The organism is Rhizobium sp. LjRoot254 (assembly GCF_964254105.1).
Classification (GTDB): Bacteria; Pseudomonadota; Alphaproteobacteria; order Rhizobiales; family Rhizobiaceae; genus Rhizobium_E.
On record NZ_CAXUSM020000001.1, the window covers coordinates 393,724 to 412,782 of the forward strand.

Genomic DNA, 19,059 nt, shown 5'->3' on the forward strand with positions numbered 1-19,059 from the left:
TACAGACCTTAGGAGTACGACCATGAAACTTGCTATTGCCGGAGACAGCGCGGGCGAAGGCCTCGCCAAGATCCTCGCCGATCATCTCAAGGATCGCTTTGAAGTTTCCGAAGTGTCGCGGACCGATGCAGGTCCCGATGCCTTCTACGCCAATCTCTCGGATCGCGTGGCCTCGGGCGTGCTCGATGGCACCTATGACAAGGCGATCCTCGTCTGCGGCACCGGCATCGGTGTGTCGATCGCCGCTAACAAGGTGCCGGGTATCCGCGCAGCCTTGACCCACGACACCTATTCGGCGGAGCGCGCGGCGCTTTCCAACAACGCCCAGATCATCACTATGGGCTCGCGGGTGATCGGCCCGGAACTGGCAAAGGCCGTGGCCGACGCCTTCCTGGCCCAGACCTTCGACGAAAACGGCCGCTCGGCCGGCAATGTCAATGCGATCAACGACGTCGACGCGAAGTACAACGCGCGCTGATGGGATGACTAGAGTCCGTTCCCTTGGAATGTCCGCAATTCAGGTGACATGCCGAGGGAATTATTGCTAGTTTCCCTGCCAAATCGATATGTCGTGGGAGGGCGTTCGTGACGACCAAGAAGATCATCAATGACGGAGCCAATGCCGTCGATGAGATGCTGGAAGGTATTCTCGCCGCGCATCCCGGACATCTCAGGGCGGTCGATGGTTCGCCGCGATCGATCGTGGCGGTGAACGGTCCACGGCCGGGAAAGGTCGGTCTGGTGATCGGCGGTGGTTCGGGCCATGAGCCGACGTTTCTCGGTTATGTCGGCAAGGGGTTGGCGGATGCGGCAGCCGTGGGCAATGTCTTTGCCTCGCCGCCACCCGATCCGATCGTGGAATGCGCCAAGGCCGTCAGTGGCGGCGCCGGCGTGCTCTTCATGTACGGCAACTATGCCGGCGACGTGATGAATTTCGACATGGCGGCAGAATTGCTCGAGATGGACGACATCGGGGCCCGCACGGTGCTGACGACTGATGATGTGGCATCGGCACCGCGCGATCAGCGGCAGAAACGCCGGGGCGTCGCCGGCAATGTCTTCATCTTCAAGGCTGCGGGTGCGGCCTGCGACCGGATGATGAGCCTCGACGAATGCGTGCGCGTCGCCCGCCACGCCAATGATCGCACCTATACGATGGGTGTCGCGCTTTCACCCTGTTCGCTGCCGCAGACCCGCAAGCCGAATTTCGAGATCGGCGAGAACGAGATGGAAATCGGCATGGGCATCCATGGCGAGCCCGGCGTCGCGCGCGGGGAATTGCAGACGGCCGATGCGATCACCGACCAATTGATGGATCGCATTCTCGATGAGATGGGTGGCAAGGCTGGCGATCGCGTGGCGGTGCTGGTCAACGGGCTGGGATCGACGCCGCTGATGGAACTCTACATCATGATGCGGCACGTCAAGACGCGGCTGGATCAGGCAGGGCTGGTCATCCACACATCGCTTGTCGGCAATTATTGCACGTCACTCGAAATGGCGGGCGCTTCGGTGACGCTGATGCATCTTGACGACGAGCTTCAAGCGCTGATCGATCATCCCTGCGACTGCGCCATGTTCCGCTCCGGCTGAGGCACATCGAATGGAAATCACCTCCACGACACTTTCGAACATGTTTGCGCAGATCGCCGAAGCGATGGCGCGTGAGAAGGATCGGCTCTGCGAACTCGATGGTGTGATCGGTGATGCCGATCATGGCATTGCCATGGAGCTGGGTTTTAGCGCGGCCGCGAAGGCGGTGCAGGCGCTCGATCTCGCCAGCGCCGAGCCGACGCTGGTGTTCAACACTGCCGCAAAGTCGTTTCTCAATGCCGTCGGCGCCTCTTCCGGGCCGCTCTATGCAACCGCGTTCATGCGGGCCGGAGCCACGGTCAAAGGCAAGCCCGTGCTCGACGATGGTGACTTCGCGCAGGCCTTCATCGCCATGGCGCGGGGAATCCAGGAGCGCGGCAAGGCGGAGATCGGCGAGAAGACGATGATCGACGCCTGGTTGCCTGCCGCGGATGCGTGTGAGGCGGCGCTATCGACCGGCCGGACCCTGTCCGAATGCCTCGCGGCGGCTCTCACCGCCGCAGAGGTCGGGGCTGAAGCAACCAAGGCCATGCTGGCGTCGAAGGGCCGGGCGTCGCGCCTCGGTGACCGCGTGCTGGGTCACATGGATCCCGGTGCTGCCTCGGCGGTCGTGGTGATTGCAGCGATGCAGAAGGCCCTGGCTTAATCGCAAGGCCTTCAGCCGGAGTGGGTGCCGATGCGATCAGCGTGCGGCCCAATTGGCGCCACGACGGAAGATCGTCCGCATCTCGGGAACATCGAATTCCTTGGCCTGATGGCCGAGCGAGGAATAGAAGACGCGGCCCTTGCCGTATTTGCGCTTCCACACAACAGGCATGACGACGCCGTCGATCCAGTAGGCGTGGTCGCCGGTGAATGTCGTCGTCGCCAGCACCTCGTTTGAGGGGTCTACATGCATGTAATACTGTTCCGACGTGTAGGGGAAATCCGAGATGCCCTGCATGATTGGATCGTCCGGCCGCGTGATATTGACGCGGTAATCGATGATATTGCCGGGATGAGCCACCCACTGGCCGCCGATGATGAATTGGTATTCCACGCAATCGCGGAAACTGTCGCCGGCGCCGCCGTGATAGCCAGCAATACCGACGCCGCTTTCGATCGCCGACGCGAGATTGTTGGCCTCTTCCTTCTCGATCTTCGACATCGTCACGATCGGCACGACCAGGGAAAGATCGTGGATCGAGGGATCGGCGAAGGCTGCGGTCGAGCTCTCGACGCGGACCGTGAAGCCGTCTTCCTCGAGTATGTCCTTGATCACATCAGCGCATTGTTCCGGCTCATGGCCGCTCCAGCCGCCCCAGACGATCAGTGCTTCACGCATATGCATTCCTCCTGCAATTCCACCTGCCAACGTCGTAACGCGGGCGTCTCCATCCCGATCGTTATCATGCAATTCGTGATTATGGCTACGCCGATATATGTAATTTTGTGCGTTGCGGAACTTGACAAAACTCGGCTTTCGATTTACGAGTGACGAAATTCAAAATTCGTCACTCGTAAATCGAAAGCACTGAGTCGATGATCGAAGTCCTAGAAACGCCAGCGGAAACCCAGCGTCAGGAGAGCGTCACGCGCATCCTAGATAGCGCCGAGCGCCTGTTCCGCCACTATGGCTATGCCAAGACGAATGTCGCCGACATCGCCAAGGATCTGGGCATGTCGCCGGCGAATATCTACCGTTTCTTCGCATCGAAAGTGGAAATCCATCAGGCGATCTGCGCGCGCCTGCTATCGACCGTGAGGCAGCTCGCAGAGCTGATCCTCAGCCAGGACGACGTGAGCGCCGAAGATCGCCTGCGGCAGTGGGTGCATGCCATGCACAAGATCACCGTCGAGACGATGATGGACCAGGAAAAGGTCCACGAAATGGTGATTATCGCCATGGAGCGTGACTGGCACGTCGTCGATGCCCATATCGACCGCATCAATGTCATCGTCGCCGACGTGATCCGCGAGGGCATCGACTTTGGCGAATTCCCCGAGCAGGACCCGGATTCGGCGGCGCGCTGCTTCGGCGCAGCGACCGCGCTTCTGTGCCATCCGCAGATGGTGGCGCAATGCCTTGCCAAGCCCAATCGCGCAACACCCGGGGAGCTGGTCGAATTCGCGATCCGCGCCCTCAAGAACTAGACCGGAGACAGATATGCTCTCGCTCAATCGCACAGTCAGAAATCTATCGGTCGGCGGGGCTGTCCTCGCGGCGGCACTCGCCCTTTCGTCCTGCACCGAGGAGAAGGCGGAGACCGCCCCGGTCATCCGGCCGGTGAAGGTGGTGGAGATCGCCAAGGCGACCAAGACGCGCACGCTGGAATTTTCCGGCTCGGTCAAGTCGCGCACCGAGATGAACCTCGGCTTTCGCGTTGCCGGCAAGGTGACCGAGCGGCTCGTCGATATCGGCGACCGGGTGAAGCCGGGCGATGTTCTCTCGCGCATCGATCCGACCGACTACAGGCTTGCCGTGGCTTCCGCCGGGGCCAATCTCGCGGCCGCCGACAAGGCGGTCGAGACGGCAAAGCTGGCCATCGACCGCGCCAAGATCCTCTACAAGAAGAATGCCGTGCCAAAGGCGCAGGTCGAGCAGGCGCAGCTTGCCTATGACCAGGCCGTTTCGACCCGCGTCGCCGTTGCCTCCTCGCTCGACCAGGAGAAGAACCAGCTGAGCTATGCGGAGCTGAAATCCGACCGCGATGGCATCGTCACCGCCATCGCTGCCGATCGCGGCCAGGTGGTCAGCCCCGGAACGCCTGTTCTCACCGTCGTCGCCGATGACGAGAAGGAAGTGCAGATCGCCGTTCCCGAGAACGATATTTCCGAGTTCAAGCCGGGCAAGGCGGTCAAGGCGCGCTTCTGGTCCGACGACAAGCTGGTGCTATCAGGCAAGGTCCGTGAAGTCTCCGGCAGCGCCGATCCGCAGTCGCGCACCTTCTCGGTCCGCGTCAGCCTGCCTGATGATCCTCGTGTCCTTCTGGGCATGACGGCAACCGTCGAGGCTGATGCGGCCCGGGATGGCGGCGATATCACCGTGCCGCTCAGCGCGCTGGCGGAAAGGGACGGCAGCAAGATCGTCTGGACCGTCGATCGCAGGCAAGCGACCGTCCACTCTCGCGCGGTCCAAGTGTCCGATTTTACCGGCGAGGGGGTTGATGTGACCCAAGGCCTCAAGCCCGGCGACATCGTCGTCTCGGCCGGCACGCAGTTCATGACCGAAAACCTCAAGGTCAAGCTGCCCGACATTATCGGGCAAGTGACAGCCGACCTCTTGAAGTAGGCGTCGCCGCCATCGAGCGGCGAACTCCACAGTGCATGACAGCAGATCGAGAGCGTTGGAGCGGGGCTTCAACGCGCCGGTAAACGCGTTTCCAAGTTCCAAAAGTGGAAGAAGCCGATGTCTACATCGAACGCAGGTAAGCAATCCTTCAACCTGTCGCGCTGGGCGATCGGGCATCCCTCCATCGCGCGCTTCCTCTTTGGCCTGATCATCCTGACCGGCGTGTTCGGCCTGATGAATATGGGCCAGAAGGAAGACCCGGATTTCACCTTCCGCGTCATGGTCGTGCAGGCTGTCTGGCCCGGCGCCTCGATCCAGGAGATGGAGGACCAGGTCGTCAACAAGATCGAGCGCAAGCTGCAGGAAGTGCCGCATCTCGATTTCGTGCGCTCCTATACCCGCGCCGGCAGCGCCATTATCACGCTGCAGGTCAAGGGCGATACCGATGGTCGGGACGTCGCCGATGCCTTCTACCAGGCGCGCAAGAAGGTCGGCGACATCTCCGGCGACCTGCCGTCGGGCCTGCTCGGCCCCTACTTCAACGACGAGTTCGGCGACACCTATATCACCCTGAATTCGCTGTCGGGTGAGGGCTATTCCTATCCGGAATTGAAGAAATACGCGATCCAGGCCCGCGACATGCTGCTGACGACCCCGGGTGTCGAGAAGGCGGTTATCCTCGGCGACCAGCCGGAGAAGATCTATATCGACGTATCCTCCAAGGCGCTCGCCGAGCGTGGATTGACACTCACCGATCTGCAGAATGCCATCCGTGGCCAGAACAATGTCGATCCGGCGGGCACGGTCGATACCGGCACGCGCTCGGTGCGCATCTCCGTCGAGGGTGCCGTCGATCGGGTCGAGGATATCCGCAACCTGCGCCTGACTGCGGGCGGCCAGGTGACGCGGCTCGGCGATATCGCCCATGTCAGCACCGGCCTTGAAGACCCCTACCAGCGCAAGTTCCGTTTCAATGGCGCCGACAGCGTCCAGATCGGCGTTGTCATGGCCAAGGGTTTTAACGTCATCGATGTCGGCGCGTCGGTCGAGGACACTTACAAGCGGTTCGAAGCGGCACTTCCCTATGGCATGGAGGTCAGCCAGATCTCCAACCAGCCTGAAGTCGTCACCGAAGCCGTCGGCGAATTCATGAAGGCGCTTGGCGAAGCGCTGGTCATCGTGCTGATCGTCTCCTTCCTGTCGATTGGCTGGCGCTCCGGCATCATCATCGCCATCACCATTCCGCTGGTTCTGGCGGCCACATTCGCCATCATGTACGAGCTCGGCATCGACCTGCAGCGTATCTCGCTCGGCGCCCTGATCATCGCGCTCGGCCTGTTGGTCGATGATGCCATGATCGTCGTCGAAATGATGGAGCGGAAACTCGAGGAGGGCCTGCACAAGGTCGATGCGGCGAGCTTCGCCTATTCCTCCACCGCCTTCCCGATGCTGACCGGCACATTGATCACCACGGCCGGCTTCATCCCGGTCGGCTTCGCGGCCTCGACGGCCGGCGAATATGTCCGCTCGCTGTTCTACGTGGTCGGCATCGCGCTGGTGGTCTCTTGGTTCGTGGCGGTCTATTTCACGCCATGGCTCGGCAATATGATCCTCAAGCAGCGGGCGCATGCCGGCGATCACCACGATGCGTTCGATACGCGATTCTATCGCGGCCTGCGCGGTACGGTCGGCTGGGCGGTACGTCATCGCATCATTGTGCTGGCCCTGACGCTGATGACCTTCGTCACCAGCCTGTGGGCCTTCCAGTTCATCCCGCAGAATTTCTTCCCGCAATCGTCGCGGCCGGAAATCCTCGTCGACCTCTGGCTGCCCGAGGGTACCAGCATCAAGGAGGTCGAGAGCCAGGCCAAGGCGCTGGAAGCCAAGATGATGGACGACAAGGACAAGAAGTTCATCGCCACCTATATCGGCGAAGGCGCGCCGCGCTTCTTCCTGCCGCTCGACCAGCAGCTGCGCAATCCGAACTACGCCCAGCTGCTGATCATGGCGAATGACGAACCGGCGCGCGAGAGGCTGATCATCAAGCTCAGGACCATTCTCGCCCAGGATTTCCCCGACGTGCGCGGCAAGGTCGACCGCCTGTTCCTCGGCCCGCCCACGGGCTGGCCGGTACAGATGCGCGTCATGGGTCCCGATCGCGTCGAGGTCCGCCGCATCGCCGACGAGGTGAAGGCGAAGTTCCAGGCCAATCCGCAGCTCGGCGCCATTCATGACGACTGGCTTGAGCCGGTGACGTCGATGAAGCTGGTCGTTGACCAGGACCGTGCCCGCGCCCTCGGCGTCACTTCGCAGCGCATCCGCCAGATGCTGCAGGCAACGATGTCCGGCGCGCCGCTCGACAACTTCCGCGATGGCGAGGAGACAGTCTCCATCGTCGCCCGGGAGCCGGAAGAGAGCCGGAAGCTACTGTCGGCGGTGGACTCGGTCTATATCCCGACCGATCTCGGCGGTTTCGTTCCGCTCTCGCAGGTCGCCAAGGTCGTGCCGGTGCTCGAACAGGGCATCGAATGGCGCCGTGACCGCCTGCCGACGATCACCGTCCGGGCAACGCTGCCGGATGGCGTGCAGCCGAACGACGTCGCTATGAAGATGTATGGCGATATGGCGGGCCTGCGTGCCGCGCTGCCGGCCGGCTACAAGGTCGAGATCCAGGGCGGCGCCGAAGATGCCGCTGAAAGCCAGATGTCGATCGCCGCCAAGGCGCCTGTCATGCTGGCGGTCATCGTCATCCTGCTGATGATCCAGCTGCAGCATTTCGGCAAGGCGATGCTGGTGCTCGCCACCGGTCCGCTCGGCATTATCGGTGCAGCAGCGGCGCTGCTGATATCGGGCGCGCCGTTTGGCTTCGTCGCCATCCTCGGCGTTATCGCACTGCTCGGCATCATCATGCGCAATTCCATCATCCTCGTTGACCAGATCGATCAGGATATCGCAGCGGGTATGGAGAGATCCGAGGCGATTATCGGTGCCGCGGTCCGTCGTTTCCGGCCTATCGTGCTGACAGCGATGACCGCGGTACTAGCTCTTATCCCGATCTCGCGCGGCGTGTTCTGGGGTCCACTTGCCTATTCGATGATGGGCGGCATCCTGGTTGCCACGGTGCTGACCATCCTCGTCCTGCCGGCCGGCTACGCCCTGTTCTTCGGCCGCGAGCCGAAGCGGAAGGGCGAGCAGCCGGAACCGGCGGATGAGCCGATGATCGAATTGCCCGACAATGTCAGGCACCTGCCGCAGGCCGCCGAGTAGGGTAGGCGGTAGCGCGCTGGAGAACGCCGACCGGGCCTGCGCCGGTCGGCGTTTTACGTTTGCGCCAAGCCGCACAGGCGGCCATGGCTCGGATTTCACTAATATTCCTCACCGAAATGTCAAAAAAATATCAGCGTTGGATGTGAATCGTGGTGGCGCGGCTTTCCCGCGAGGCGTACCTTTGGATCAAGGTCAGAGCCGGATAACCGGCCGGTCGGAGGAGGAAGACGGCAGATGGCGCGCAATCGCCATGGGCCCGGGAGGAATAAAGATGAAGCCGGATCTGGAAGTCGTACAGATACGCGAAGGCGAATCCTTCAAGGCCTGGTCGCATGGCTATCCGTTCCATACGGTCCGCTGGCACTTTCATCCCGAATACGAACTTCACATCATCGCGGCGACCAATGGCCGTTACTTTGTCGGCGATTTCATCGGCGAGTTCGAGCCGGGCAATCTGATCCTCACCGGCCCGAACCTTCCGCACAACTGGGTCAGCGACATCCCTAGGGATACCAGCGTTCCGCTCCGCTGCCGGATCATCCAATTCAGCGAGGACTTCATCGGCGGCGTCATGGGCGTGTTTCCGGAACTCGCGGCGCTCGGGCCGCTGCTCGAATCCTCGCGCCGTGGTCTGCGCTTCACGGAAGAGACGAGCCGGCTCGTGGCGCCCGTGATGGAAGAGATGATGACCGCGCAGGGCGTACGTCGCATCGAGCTTTTCATGATCATCGCGGGCATGCTGAGCCGGGCGCAGGGTGCGGAAATGTTGGCCAGTGCAAATTATCTGCCGGACCCGTCGGGTTACATGTCGGCCGGCATGAACAAGGCGCTCGCCTATATCCGCGAACACCTGACGACACCGTTCAGCGAGGCCGATCTCGCCGAGATCGCGGGACAATCGACGAGTGCCTTTTCGCGCGCCTTCCGCCGCCATACCGGCATGTCGCTGGTGCAATACGTGAAGCGCCTGCGCATCAACCTCGCCTGTCAGATCCTGATGAGCGACGAGCAGGCGGCGATCACCGAAATCTGTTTCGAGGTCGGGTTCAACAATCTTTCGAATTTCAACCGGCAGTTCCTGGCTGAGAAGGGCATGCCGCCCTCGCAGTTCCGCAGGCTGCTGGTCGAGAATATCAGCGCGGCGAAGGCCGCATAGACGGGAGGAGACCGGGAGGAAACCAAATCGATGAAATTCACGAACGCGGGCGCGCGACAGGCGGCCCGTGATGGGAAGCGCTTGTCCTGAATTCCCGACATGGCCGATGCAGCGGAGGAGCTGTGGGCCATGCCGCACGGGTTTCGCGCTTCATAACAACGCAACCACTGACTGACAATCGCATCGTCAAAGGGAGAAGACGAAATGACGAATTTTCTGATCAAATCCGCCGGTATCGCAACGCTGGCTTTGGCTCTACTCGGAAGCGCATCGACGCTGGCGCAGGCCGCCAATGTCGAGAATGCCACCGTGGCATTCCTGATGCCCGACCAGGGCTCGACCCGCTACGAAGAACATGACTATCCGGGCTTCAAGGCCGAGATGGCGAAGCTTTGCCCGACCTGCACCGTGCTCTACCAGAATGCCGATGCCGACATGTCGCGCCAGCAGCAGCAGTTCAACTCGGTGATCTCTCAGGGCGCCAAGGTGATCGTGCTCGACCCTGTCGATTCCACGGCTGCCGCCTCGCTGGTCAAGCAGGCCCAGGCGCAGGGCATCAGGGTCATTGCCTATGACCGGCCGATTCCGGACGCGGTCGCCGATTACTACGTGTCGTTCGACAACCAGGGCATCGGCAAGGCCATTGCGGATTCGCTGGTTGCGCATCTGAAGGCTTCGGGCGTCACCGCCGGTGAAGGTCAGGGTATCCTGCAGATCAACGGCTCGCCAACCGATGCTGCCGCCGGCCTGATCAAGAAGGGCATCCATGAAGGTGTCGACAACAGCGGCTATCCGTTGCTCGCAGAGTTCGACACGCCGGATTGGGCGCCGCCGAAGGCTCAGCAATGGGCAAGCGGCCAGGTGACCCGCTTCGGCAAGAACATCCTCGGTGTCGTGGCCGCCAATGACGGCACCGGTGGTGGCGCGATCGCTGCCTTCAAGGCAGCCGGCCTCGACCCGGTTCCGCCGGTCACCGGCAACGATGCGACGATCGCGGCACTCCAGCTGATCATATCAGGCGACCAGTACAACACGATCTCCAAGCCTTCCGAGATCGTTGCGGCCGCCGCAGCAAATGTCGCCATCAAGTTCCTGTCGGGCGAGACACCCGAGGCCAAGACGACGCTCTACAACACGCCGTCGGAACTCTTCGTGCCGGCCGTCGTCACCGCCGAGAACCTCAAGGCTGAAATCATCGACAAGAAGATCAACACGGCCGAACAGCTTTGTGTCGATCGTTACGTCGAGGGTTGCAAGAAGCTCGGCATTATCCAGTAATATCCTCCCAGGACCGCTGTCCGGTCGCCATCCCTAGGGTGGCCGGGCAGCCTGCAACGCCTGCCACGAGAAGGGCCTGCCTCATGACGGACATACAACAAGGACGGCCCTCGCCGCGCGAAATCGTGCTCAGTCTGCGCGGTGTTTCGAAGAATTTCGGCGCGGTCTCGGCGCTGACCAATATCGATCTCGACGTCCATGCGGGCGAGGTCGTGGCGCTGGTCGGCGACAACGGCGCCGGCAAATCGACGCTGGTCAAGATCCTCGCCGGCGTGCATCAGCCGTCGTCGGGCACAATCAAGTTCCGTGGCGACACGGTCACGCTCGCCGATCCCAGTGCGGCGCTTGGCCTCGGCATCGCCACGGTGTTCCAGGATCTGGCGCTCTGCGAGAACCTCGATGTCGTCGCCAATATCTTTCTCGGCAAGGAGATGAATCCGTGGCGGCTCGATGAGGTCTCGATGGAGATCAAGGCCTGGAAGCTGCTCAACGAACTCTCCGCGCGAATCCCGAGCGTCCGCGAACCGATCGCGTCGCTCTCCGGCGGCCAGCGCCAGACGGTCGCTATCGTGCGCTCGCTACTGCTCGACCCCAAACTGATCATGCTCGATGAACCGACCGCAGCACTCGGTGTCGCGCAGACGGCCGAAGTGCTCGATCTCATCGAGCGCGTCCGCGACCGTGGGCTCGGCGTGATCATGATCAGCCATAACATGGAAGATGTCCGCGCTGTCGCCGACCGCATCGTGGTGCTCAGGCTCGGAAAAAATAACGGCATCTTCGACCCCGACGCATCGAACCAGGAACTGGTCAGCGCAATCACCGGCGCCGATAACAATTCCGTTTCCCGGCGTGCCAGCCGGCGCGGCGCCCAGCGCGAACAATCCCAGGAGACGCAGCCATGATCAACACGACGGACAATGGCGCCGCACCCACACCGCTGCTCGATCGTAGCGACGAGCGCGTGAAGCATAGGCAGGGCATCAGCGGATCGATAGAGGCCTTTTGGGACCGCGTGCGGTCAGGCGATCTCGGCTCGCTGCCTGTCATCGTCGGGCTGGTGATCATCTGGACGGTATTCCAGACCCTCAATCCGGTATTCCTCGCGCCCAACAATCTCGTCAACCTGCTGTTCGACTGCTCGACCGTGGGTATCATTTCGCTCGGCATCGTCTGCATCTTGATGGTCGGCGAGATCGACCTTTCGGTGGGCTCGGTTAGCGGATTTGCTTCCGCGATCGTCGGCGTGCTCTGGGTCAACCAGGGTTGGCCGGTCGGCTTTGCGATCATCACCGCTATGTTCTTCGGCGCGGTGATCGGCATGCTCTATGCCACTCTCTTCAACAGGTTCGGCATGCCGAGTTTCGTCTCGACGCTGGCCGGCCTGCTCGCGGTGCTCGGGTTGCAACTCTACCTGCTCGGCTCGACCGGTTCGATCAATCTTCCCTATGGCTCGATGCTGGTCGATTTCGGTCAGACAATGGTCATGCCCGACATCGTCGCCTACGCGCTCGCCGCGATTGCCGGCCTGTCGATCTTCGTCACGGGATACCGCACCGCTGCGCGCCGGAGGGAGGCGGGGCTGTCTTCGCCGTCGCTTGGCGGGCTGGCCTTCAAGGCCATAGCGATCACTGTGCTGCTGGAAGCCATTGCCTTCTACATCAATCGCGGTGACCGGGGTATTCCCTGGATGTTCGGCCTCTTCGTCGGTCTTGCGATGGCGATGAACTATGCGCTGACGCGCACCCAATGGGGCCGCATGATGCACGCCGTCGGCGGCAATCGCGAAGCCGCGCGCCGCGCCGGCATTAATGTCCGCTTCATCTACACATCGGCCTTCGTACTGTGCTCGATCTTCGCCGCCACCGGTGGCGTACTGGCCGCATCGCGGCTCGCCTCGGCCAGCCAGCAGGCCGGCACCGGCGACGTCAATCTCAACGCAATCGCGGCGGCCGTGATCGGCGGAACCAGCCTGTTCGGCGGGCGGGGCAGTGCCTATTCGGCACTGCTCGGCATCATCGTCATCCAGTCGATCGCCAGCGGGCTGACGCTGCTCGATCTGTCATCATCGCTCCGGTACATGATCACCGGTGCCGTGCTCGCAATCGCCGTCATCGTCGACTCGCTGGCCCGCCGCTCGCGCATGTCGCATGGCCGCGCCTGAAACCTTCAAGAAGCAGAGACAAAAGATGAGCCAGCAATTCCAGGGAAAAGTCGCGGCGATCACCGGAGCTGCCTCCGGCATCGGCCTCGAATGCGCAAGAAGCCTTCTGGCGGAAGGTGCGACGGTGGCGCTCGTGGACCGGGCTGAAGAAGCCTTGAGGACGCTTTGCGCCGAGCTCGGGCCGAAGGCGATCCCGGTGGTCGTCAACCTGACGGATCCGCAAAGCGTCAGCACCATGTTACCGCAGATTCTGGAAAAGGCTGGGCATCTCGACATCTTCCATGCCAATGCCGGCACCTATGTCGGCGGCGAGATCGTCGATGGCGACCCGGACGTCTGGGATCGCATGCTCAATCTCAACATCAATGCGGTCTTCCGCTCAGTGCGTGCCGTGCTGCCGCATATGGTGGAGCGCAAGACGGGCGACATCATCCTCACCAGCTCGATCGCCGGTCTGGTGCCAGTGGTTTGGGAGCCGATCTACACTGCGTCGAAATTCGCGGTGCAGGCGTTCACACATACGGTCCGACGACAGGTCGCCAAGCACGGCATCCGCGTCGGCGCCGTGGCGCCGGGGCCGGTGGTGACAGCACTGATCAGCGATTGGCCGAAGGACAAGCTCGAACAGGAACTGGCGGCGGGCGGACTGATGGAGCCCAAGGAAGTGGCGGACGCCGTGCTCTTCATGCTATCGCGTCCGAGGAACGTGACGATCCGTGACATCGTCATCTTGCCGCAGAGCAACGACCTCTAAGGACACGGAACGGATCATGAGTGAGCATTTCCTCGGTATCGATGTCGGCACCGGCAGCGCGCGAGCGGGGGTCTTCGACGCGACCGGCAACATGCTGGCCTCGGCAAAGCGCGATATCCAGGTATGGCGCGAAGCGGGCGATGTCGTCGAACAGTCGAGCGAGGATATCTGGCGGGCTGTCTGCGATTGCGTGAAACGCGCCGTGGCGGAAGCTGGCGTCGAGCCCGCTTCGATCGGCGGGATCGGCTTCGATGCCACATGCTCGCTGGTCGTGCTGGGCGAGGGCGGCAAGCCGCTCTCGGTCTCGCCATCGGGCGACGCGGATCGCAACATCATCGTCTGGATGGACCATCGTGCCATGGACCAGACACGCCGGATCAACCAGTCCGGCGAAAAGGTGCTGGACTATGTCGGCGGCACGATCTCGCCGGAGATGGAAACGCCGAAGCTGCTCTGGCTCGCGGAGAACATGCCCGAGACGTTCGGCAAGGCCTGGCAGTTCTTCGATCTGACCGACTACCTGACCTGGCGCTGCACGGGCAGCGTTGCGCGTTCGGTCTGCACCGTCACCTGCAAATGGACCTATCTGGCGCACGAAGCGCGGTGGGATGAGGGCTATTTCCGGAAGGTCGGGCTCGGTGCACTGGCCGATGAAGGATTCGAGCGCATCGGTACGGAAATCGTGCCCGGTGGCACATCTCTTGGATCGGGGCTTAGCAAACACGCTGCGGACGATCTCGGCCTTGCTCTGGGAACACCCGTCGCCGCCGGCCTGATCGATGCCCACGCCGGCGGCATCGGCACGGTCGGCGCGCGCGGAAATGTCGGCACGGTGCTGACCCGAATGGCCTATGTGTTCGGCACATCCGCCTGCACCATGTCGACGACATCGGAACCGGCTTTCGTGCCGGGTGTATGGGGTCCGTATTACCAAGCTATGGTGCCGGGGCTCTGGCTCAATGAAGGCGGCCAGTCGGCGGCGGGCGCCGCAATCGACCATCTTGTGCGGATGCATCCGGCTGCTTCAGGCGCCAGCGTCCTTGCCGACCAGGACAATCTCAGTCTCAGCGCATGGCTTTCGCAGGAGGCCGAGAAGCGCGGCGGTGCCGCGTCCGCAGCGAAGCTTGTGGGTGATCTGCATGTCGTGCCGGAATTTCTCGGCAATCGCGCGCCTTTCGCCGATCCGGACGCACGTGCGCTCGTCGCTGGCATCGGCATGGAGACCGGCATCGAGAACCTGATCGGCCTCTATGTCGCGGGTGTTTGCGGTCTGGGCTACGGTGCGAAGCAGATCGTTCGTGCGCAACAGAGCAAAGGCATCCCAACCGACACGATCGTCGTCAGCGGCGGAGCAGGGCAGAGCCCGCTCGTGCGCCAATTATTGGCCGACGCGACGGGCTTGACGGTCGCTGCCTCGACCTCGCCGGAACCGGTGCTGCTCGGCTCGGCCATTCTCGGCGCGGTTGCCGCCGGGCGCTACAGGGACACGGCTGAAGCCATGTCGGCGATGTCCGAACTCGGTGAAATCTACCGACCGCAGCCGGCGGTTGCCGATTGGCATGACAGGCGGTTCAAGGCTTTCGAACTGCTCCAGGGCGCCGGCAGGGCCATTCGGGAAACCGGCCGTCAATCCCAATAAATTGCGATGGCGCTCGGCCCGCAGGTTTGATTTATTGCGGCCCGAGAAGGGGCTATCATGTCTAAAGTTCTCCTGGTGGAAGACGACCCGCTCGTCCGGGCGACGATGACCGATGCGTTGGAAGACGCGTCGTATGAAGTCATCGCCGTCGAAGATGCCAGCCAGGCGATGCAGCATCTCGCCTATTTCCCGATCGATGTGCTGTTGGCGGATATCAGGATGCCGGGAACGCTGTCGGGGATCGACCTGTCCCATATCGTCTCGTCGCGTTGGCCCGACGTCATTGTTTTCCTGATTTCGGGCCGCAGCGAAACGGAGATGGGCGAACTTCCGCCCGGCGCCGAATTCTTCCAGAAGCCGTTTTCGCTCGATCATCTGACCGGCCGGCTGCAAGCCAGGCTCGCTGAAAAGGCTCAGTGAGCCGCCGCTTGTGAATGCTCGCGTCCGGCGTGGATAGCGGACATGATAGCGCGGCTCGCATTCTCGTAGCGCCGGTCGTTCGCATATTCCGAGACGATCGCGAATTCATGCATGACAAGGATGCGGTCGGCCAGTGTCACCATTTCGGGCATGTCGCTCGAGATCAGCAGGATCGACATGCCCTTGTCGGCGAGATCGTTGATCAACTCATGGAAATAGGCCTTGGCCTTGATGTCGATGCCGACGGTCGGCTCGTCGATGATGAGGATGTCGGCATTCGCCGCCAGCCATTTCGACAGCGAGACCTTCTGCTGGTTGCCGCCGGAGAGATTGCCGACCAGCTGTTCGAGGCTCGGCGTGCGGATTTCGAGCTGCTTCGATAGCGGCGTCGCGACCGTGGTCTCGTCGCGCGCGGTAAGGAAGCCGAGCGCCTTGGCGATCCGGCTCCAGACGGTGATGGCGATGTTCGAGCGGATCGGGTGTTCGAGGATCACGCCTTCATGCTTGCGATCCTCGCTGACATAGCCGATGCGGTGCCGCTTGACGGCATCCTCGACCGAGCGGATGCGGGCCGGCTTGCCATCGATGATGACCTCGCCGCCGGTGATCCTATCCTTGCCGAGCAGGGCGCGGGCGAGTTCTGTTCGGCCGGCGCCGACCAGTCCATAGAGACCGAGAATCTCGCCCCGGCCGAGCGTGAACGATATGTCGCGATGGCCGACGGCAGTCGATAGTCCGCGCACTTCGAGCTTGGCGTCGCCCTGGCTTACCCGTGGATCGCGATGGGCGACAATGCGCTCGGCGCGGCCGATCATCGCTTCGATCAGTGTTTGGCGGGTCATGCCGGCCATATCAGCGCCTTCCAGCGTCGTCTCGCCATCGCGGAGTACGGTCACGCGATCGCAGAGCGAGAGAACCTCTTCCAGCTTGTGGCTGACGAAGACGATCGCCGTTCCCTCCGTCTTCAATTGCCGGACGAGCTTGAAGAGGGTCTCGGTCTCCGCCGATGTCAGCGACGCGGTGGGCTCATCGAGCAGCAGGACCTTGGCCTTGTGGCTCAGCGCCTTGGCGATTTCGACCATCTGCATCTGCGCCACCGAGAGATGCCGGACCTCGATCGCGGGATCGACATCGAGGCCGATCTTGGCGAGGTGTTCGCGCGCCTCTCTATTGGCGCGGCTGAAATCGACGAGGCCATTTTTGGTCGGTAGTTGTTCGAGCAAGATGTTCTCGGCGATCGAAAAGCGCGGGATGAGATTGCGCTCCTGGTGGACGGCGGTGATGCCAAGCCGGATCGCCTCGCGGGGCGAGGCGAGCGAGATTTCCTGGCCATCGAGCGTCATCGAGCCGGAATCCTGCTTGTGAATGCCGGTGATGATCTTGATCAGCGTGGATTTGCCGGCGCCGTTTTCGCCCATCAGGGCGTGGATTTCGCCCGCCGCCAAGCTGATCGAGGCGTTGTTCAGCGCGCGGACGCCCGGGAACGACTTGGTAATCTTGTCGAGAAGCATGACCATCAGTCTTCTCCCAGCCGGTAGGCGCGGTAGCGGTTGATCCAGACCGCGGTGAGGATCAACGCGCCGAGCAGGAAGGTAACCCAGTAGGGATCGACCGCGAGCAGCACCATGGCGTTCTGGATCAGGCCGATCAGCATCACGGCAATGACTGTGCCCAGGATCGAGATCGATCCGCCCGCCAGGCTTGCACCGCCGATGATCGGCGCGGCAAACGAGATCACCAGCCATTCCGCGCCGATGCTGGGTTGCGCAGACCCGAGCTGAGCGACGGCGAGCACGCCGGCAGCCGCCGCGGTCAATCCGGAAATGACGTGCGCTGTGATGATCGCGCGCGGCGCCGAAATGCCCGAAAGTTGCGCCGCATGGGCATTGCCGCCCACGGCCAGCATGTAGCGGCCGGTCTTCACGCGGGAGAAGAAGACGGCGAGCAATACCGTGACGATCAGCGGGACGATGAGCAGATAGGGAAACGGTCCGAGACGGCCATTGCCGAAGGCCACGAATTCCGGTGGCAGATTGTAGAAGGGGATAGCGCGGGTGATGCCGGTATTGATGCCCGCGAAGGCGGAGGCAGTCGCGAGCGTCACGATGAAGCCATTGATGCCGGTTCGGACCGTCAGCCAGCCATTGATGAAGCCGGCCGCACCGCCAGCGGCCACGGCGATCAGGATGGCAGGCAGCGGTGGCATGCCCCAGGCATCCATCAGTCCGCCGACGATGATCGCGACCAAGCCGCCGAGCGCACCGACTGAGAGATTCATCTGGCCGACGCCGAGCATGACCATTTGGCTGAACGCCACGAGCAGCGACACGCAGATGCTGCGCAGCATCACGAACCAGTTGAACTCGCTGAGGAATTGCGGTGTGGCGAAGGACAGCGCAATGCCGCCGACGATGACGCCCGCGAGGATGCCCGACCATTGCTGGCGGATAGCAAAGGAAAGGATGCGGTTCATGCGGCCCTCGTCTGTGCGCGGACGCTGAGTGCGGAGCGGTAACGTTCAAGCAGGATTGCGCAGAGCAGGAAGATGCCGAGGAAAAGCTGGAGCCAGAAATTGCCGATCTGCAGCACCAGCAGCCCGCTTCTTATGGTCGAGACCAGCAGCGCGCCGAAAATCGTGCCGACCACGGAGATCAATCCGCCGGCAAGCGATGTGCCACCGATGACCGGGGCGAGAAACGACGGCAGCAGCCAGTCATCGCCGGCAGCGCCGGGCAGTGCGGCGCCATTCTTGGCGGTCAGCATGATGGCGGCTGCTGCGGCAAGAACACCGGAGAGCACATGGACGAAGACGATGACGCGATCGACAGGCACACCGGACATTTCCGCCGTACGCGGATTTGCGCCGGCGGCGAGAATCTGCCGGCCGAGGACGGAATGCTTGAACAGGACATAGAGCGCGATGCCGATGCCGATCGCGACGATTGCCAGCGTTGGCACGCGGCCCACCGAGGATTTGGCGAATGCGCCGAGCTCGGGCGGCAGGCCATTCAATGGCACGCCCTTGGAGAAGATCAGCATCGCGCCGGTGAACAGGCTCGCCGTCGCAAGCGTGACGACGAAGGAATTGACGCCGGTACGGGTGATCGCGAAGCCGTTCAGCCATCCCAAAACGCCGCCGAGGCCGAGCGTCAGCAGGATCGCGACGGATATGGGCAGGCCCCACATCTGCAGGAGGTAGCCCAGCGTCATGACCGAGCACACGCCGATCGCGCCGACCGAGAGGTTCATGCCGCCGGTTGCCAGCACCACCATCTGAGCGAAGCCGACGACGATATCGATGGCGACCGACCGGCCGACCGAATTGAGATTGAAGCGCGAGAGAAAGCCGGGCGCTAGGCTGGAGAACACGACCCACATGATGAAGAGGATCACGAAGAGGCCGAACTGGGTCGAGCCGCGCGTGAGGAGACCCGCGGCCATGCCGGGCCGTCGGGGTGTACTGACTTGATCCGTGGATGTCATGGCGAAAGCAAATCCGGTTTGCGGAAGTCGGCTG

17 protein-coding genes are annotated in these 19,059 nt (G+C 62.4%); 13 read left to right on the forward strand and 4 right to left on the reverse strand.

The features are described from left to right. The first annotated feature begins 22 nt into the window (after nt 1-22). The 3 genes from derI (at nt 23) to dhaL (ending at nt 2,239) form a co-directional block, all read left to right on the forward strand. Nucleotides 23-478: a D-erythrulose-4-phosphate isomerase gene (derI, locus tag ACSQ26_RS01985; protein ID WP_258158184.1), complete on the forward strand. Its 456-nt coding sequence runs from the start codon at nt 23-25 to the stop codon at nt 476-478. Between the two features lie 107 nt (nt 479-585). After that, nucleotides 586-1,593: a dihydroxyacetone kinase subunit DhaK gene (locus ACSQ26_RS01990; protein ID WP_436005770.1), complete on the forward strand. Its 1,008-nt coding sequence runs from the start codon at nt 586-588 to the stop codon at nt 1,591-1,593. Between the two features lie 10 nt (nt 1,594-1,603). Then, nucleotides 1,604-2,239 (forward strand): dihydroxyacetone kinase subunit DhaL, encoded by a 636-nt coding sequence (gene dhaL, locus ACSQ26_RS01995; RefSeq protein WP_436005772.1) that lies wholly within the window; start codon nt 1,604-1,606, stop codon nt 2,237-2,239. A gap of 36 nt (nt 2,240-2,275) precedes the next feature. On the opposite strand, the gene ACSQ26_RS02000 is transcribed toward dhaL, so the two are convergent. Then, nucleotides 2,276-2,917, reverse strand: a complete 642-nt coding sequence (locus ACSQ26_RS02000; protein ID WP_436005774.1) for a ThuA domain-containing protein — start codon at nt 2,915-2,917, stop codon at nt 2,276-2,278. Between the two features lie 197 nt (nt 2,918-3,114). Here ACSQ26_RS02000 and ACSQ26_RS02005 point away from each other — a divergent pair, with 197 nt between their 5' ends. The 10 genes from ACSQ26_RS02005 to ACSQ26_RS02050 all read left to right on the forward strand — a co-directional run bounded on the left by ACSQ26_RS02005 (nt 3,115) and on the right by ACSQ26_RS02050 (nt 15,542). Then, nucleotides 3,115-3,726: a TetR family transcriptional regulator gene (locus ACSQ26_RS02005; RefSeq protein ID WP_436005776.1), complete on the forward strand. Its 612-nt coding sequence runs from the start codon at nt 3,115-3,117 to the stop codon at nt 3,724-3,726. A 13-nt stretch (nt 3,727-3,739) separates the two neighbouring features. Then, on the forward strand, nt 3,740-4,864 hold the full coding sequence (locus tag ACSQ26_RS02010) for an efflux RND transporter periplasmic adaptor subunit (RefSeq protein ID WP_436005778.1): 1,125 nt from the start codon (nt 3,740-3,742) through the stop codon (nt 4,862-4,864). 117 nt (nt 4,865-4,981) lie between these two features. Continuing rightward, nucleotides 4,982-8,131, forward strand: a complete 3,150-nt coding sequence (locus ACSQ26_RS02015; RefSeq protein ID WP_436005780.1) for an efflux RND transporter permease subunit — start codon at nt 4,982-4,984, stop codon at nt 8,129-8,131. A gap of 271 nt (nt 8,132-8,402) precedes the next feature. After that, nucleotides 8,403-9,287, forward strand: a complete 885-nt coding sequence (locus ACSQ26_RS02020; RefSeq protein ID WP_436005782.1) for a helix-turn-helix domain-containing protein — start codon at nt 8,403-8,405, stop codon at nt 9,285-9,287. A gap of 204 nt (nt 9,288-9,491) precedes the next feature. Further along, on the forward strand, nt 9,492-10,565 hold the full coding sequence (locus ACSQ26_RS02025) for an ABC transporter substrate-binding protein (protein ID WP_436005784.1): 1,074 nt from the start codon (nt 9,492-9,494) through the stop codon (nt 10,563-10,565). An 83-nt stretch (nt 10,566-10,648) separates the two neighbouring features. Beyond that, nucleotides 10,649-11,470, forward strand: a complete 822-nt coding sequence (locus ACSQ26_RS02030) for an ATP-binding cassette domain-containing protein (RefSeq protein WP_436005786.1) — start codon at nt 10,649-10,651, stop codon at nt 11,468-11,470. Beyond that, nucleotides 11,467-12,729 (forward strand): sugar ABC transporter permease, encoded by a 1,263-nt coding sequence (locus ACSQ26_RS02035; protein WP_436005788.1) that lies wholly within the window; start codon nt 11,467-11,469, stop codon nt 12,727-12,729. The genes ACSQ26_RS02030 and ACSQ26_RS02035 overlap by 4 nt, the downstream gene beginning before the upstream one ends. A gap of 25 nt (nt 12,730-12,754) precedes the next feature. Continuing rightward, nucleotides 12,755-13,483 carry an SDR family oxidoreductase gene (locus ACSQ26_RS02040; protein ID WP_436005790.1) on the forward strand — a complete coding sequence of 243 codons (729 nt, stop codon included), beginning with the start codon at nt 12,755-12,757 and terminating at the stop codon, nt 13,481-13,483. A gap of 16 nt (nt 13,484-13,499) precedes the next feature. Then, the gene (locus ACSQ26_RS02045; protein ID WP_436005792.1) at nt 13,500-15,122 is read left to right on the forward strand and encodes an FGGY-family carbohydrate kinase; all 1,623 of its coding nucleotides are present in this window, start codon (nt 13,500-13,502) and stop codon (nt 15,120-15,122) included. 57 nt (nt 15,123-15,179) lie between these two features. Next, a complete protein-coding gene (locus ACSQ26_RS02050; RefSeq protein ID WP_436005794.1) occupies nt 15,180-15,542 on the forward strand; it encodes a response regulator in 363 nt (120 codons plus the stop codon). Here the strand turns inward: ACSQ26_RS02050 and ACSQ26_RS02055 are convergent. The 3 genes from ACSQ26_RS02055 to ACSQ26_RS02065 are packed head-to-tail and all read right to left on the reverse strand — an operon-like array spanning nt 15,536 to nt 18,983. Beyond that, nucleotides 15,536-17,059 (reverse strand): sugar ABC transporter ATP-binding protein, encoded by a 1,524-nt coding sequence (locus tag ACSQ26_RS02055; RefSeq protein ID WP_436005796.1) that lies wholly within the window; start codon nt 17,057-17,059, stop codon nt 15,536-15,538. The genes ACSQ26_RS02050 and ACSQ26_RS02055 overlap by 7 nt on opposite strands. After that, complete coding sequence (locus ACSQ26_RS02060) at nt 17,059-18,015, reverse strand: ABC transporter permease (protein WP_436005798.1); 957 nt, start codon at nt 18,013-18,015, stop codon at nt 17,059-17,061. Before ACSQ26_RS02060 ends, ACSQ26_RS02055 begins: the two co-directional genes overlap by 1 nt. Continuing rightward, a complete protein-coding gene (locus ACSQ26_RS02065) occupies nt 18,012-18,983 on the reverse strand; it encodes an ABC transporter permease (RefSeq protein ID WP_436005800.1) in 972 nt (323 codons plus the stop codon). The genes ACSQ26_RS02060 and ACSQ26_RS02065 overlap by 4 nt, the downstream gene beginning before the upstream one ends. Nucleotides 18,984-19,059 lie beyond the last annotated feature (76 nt).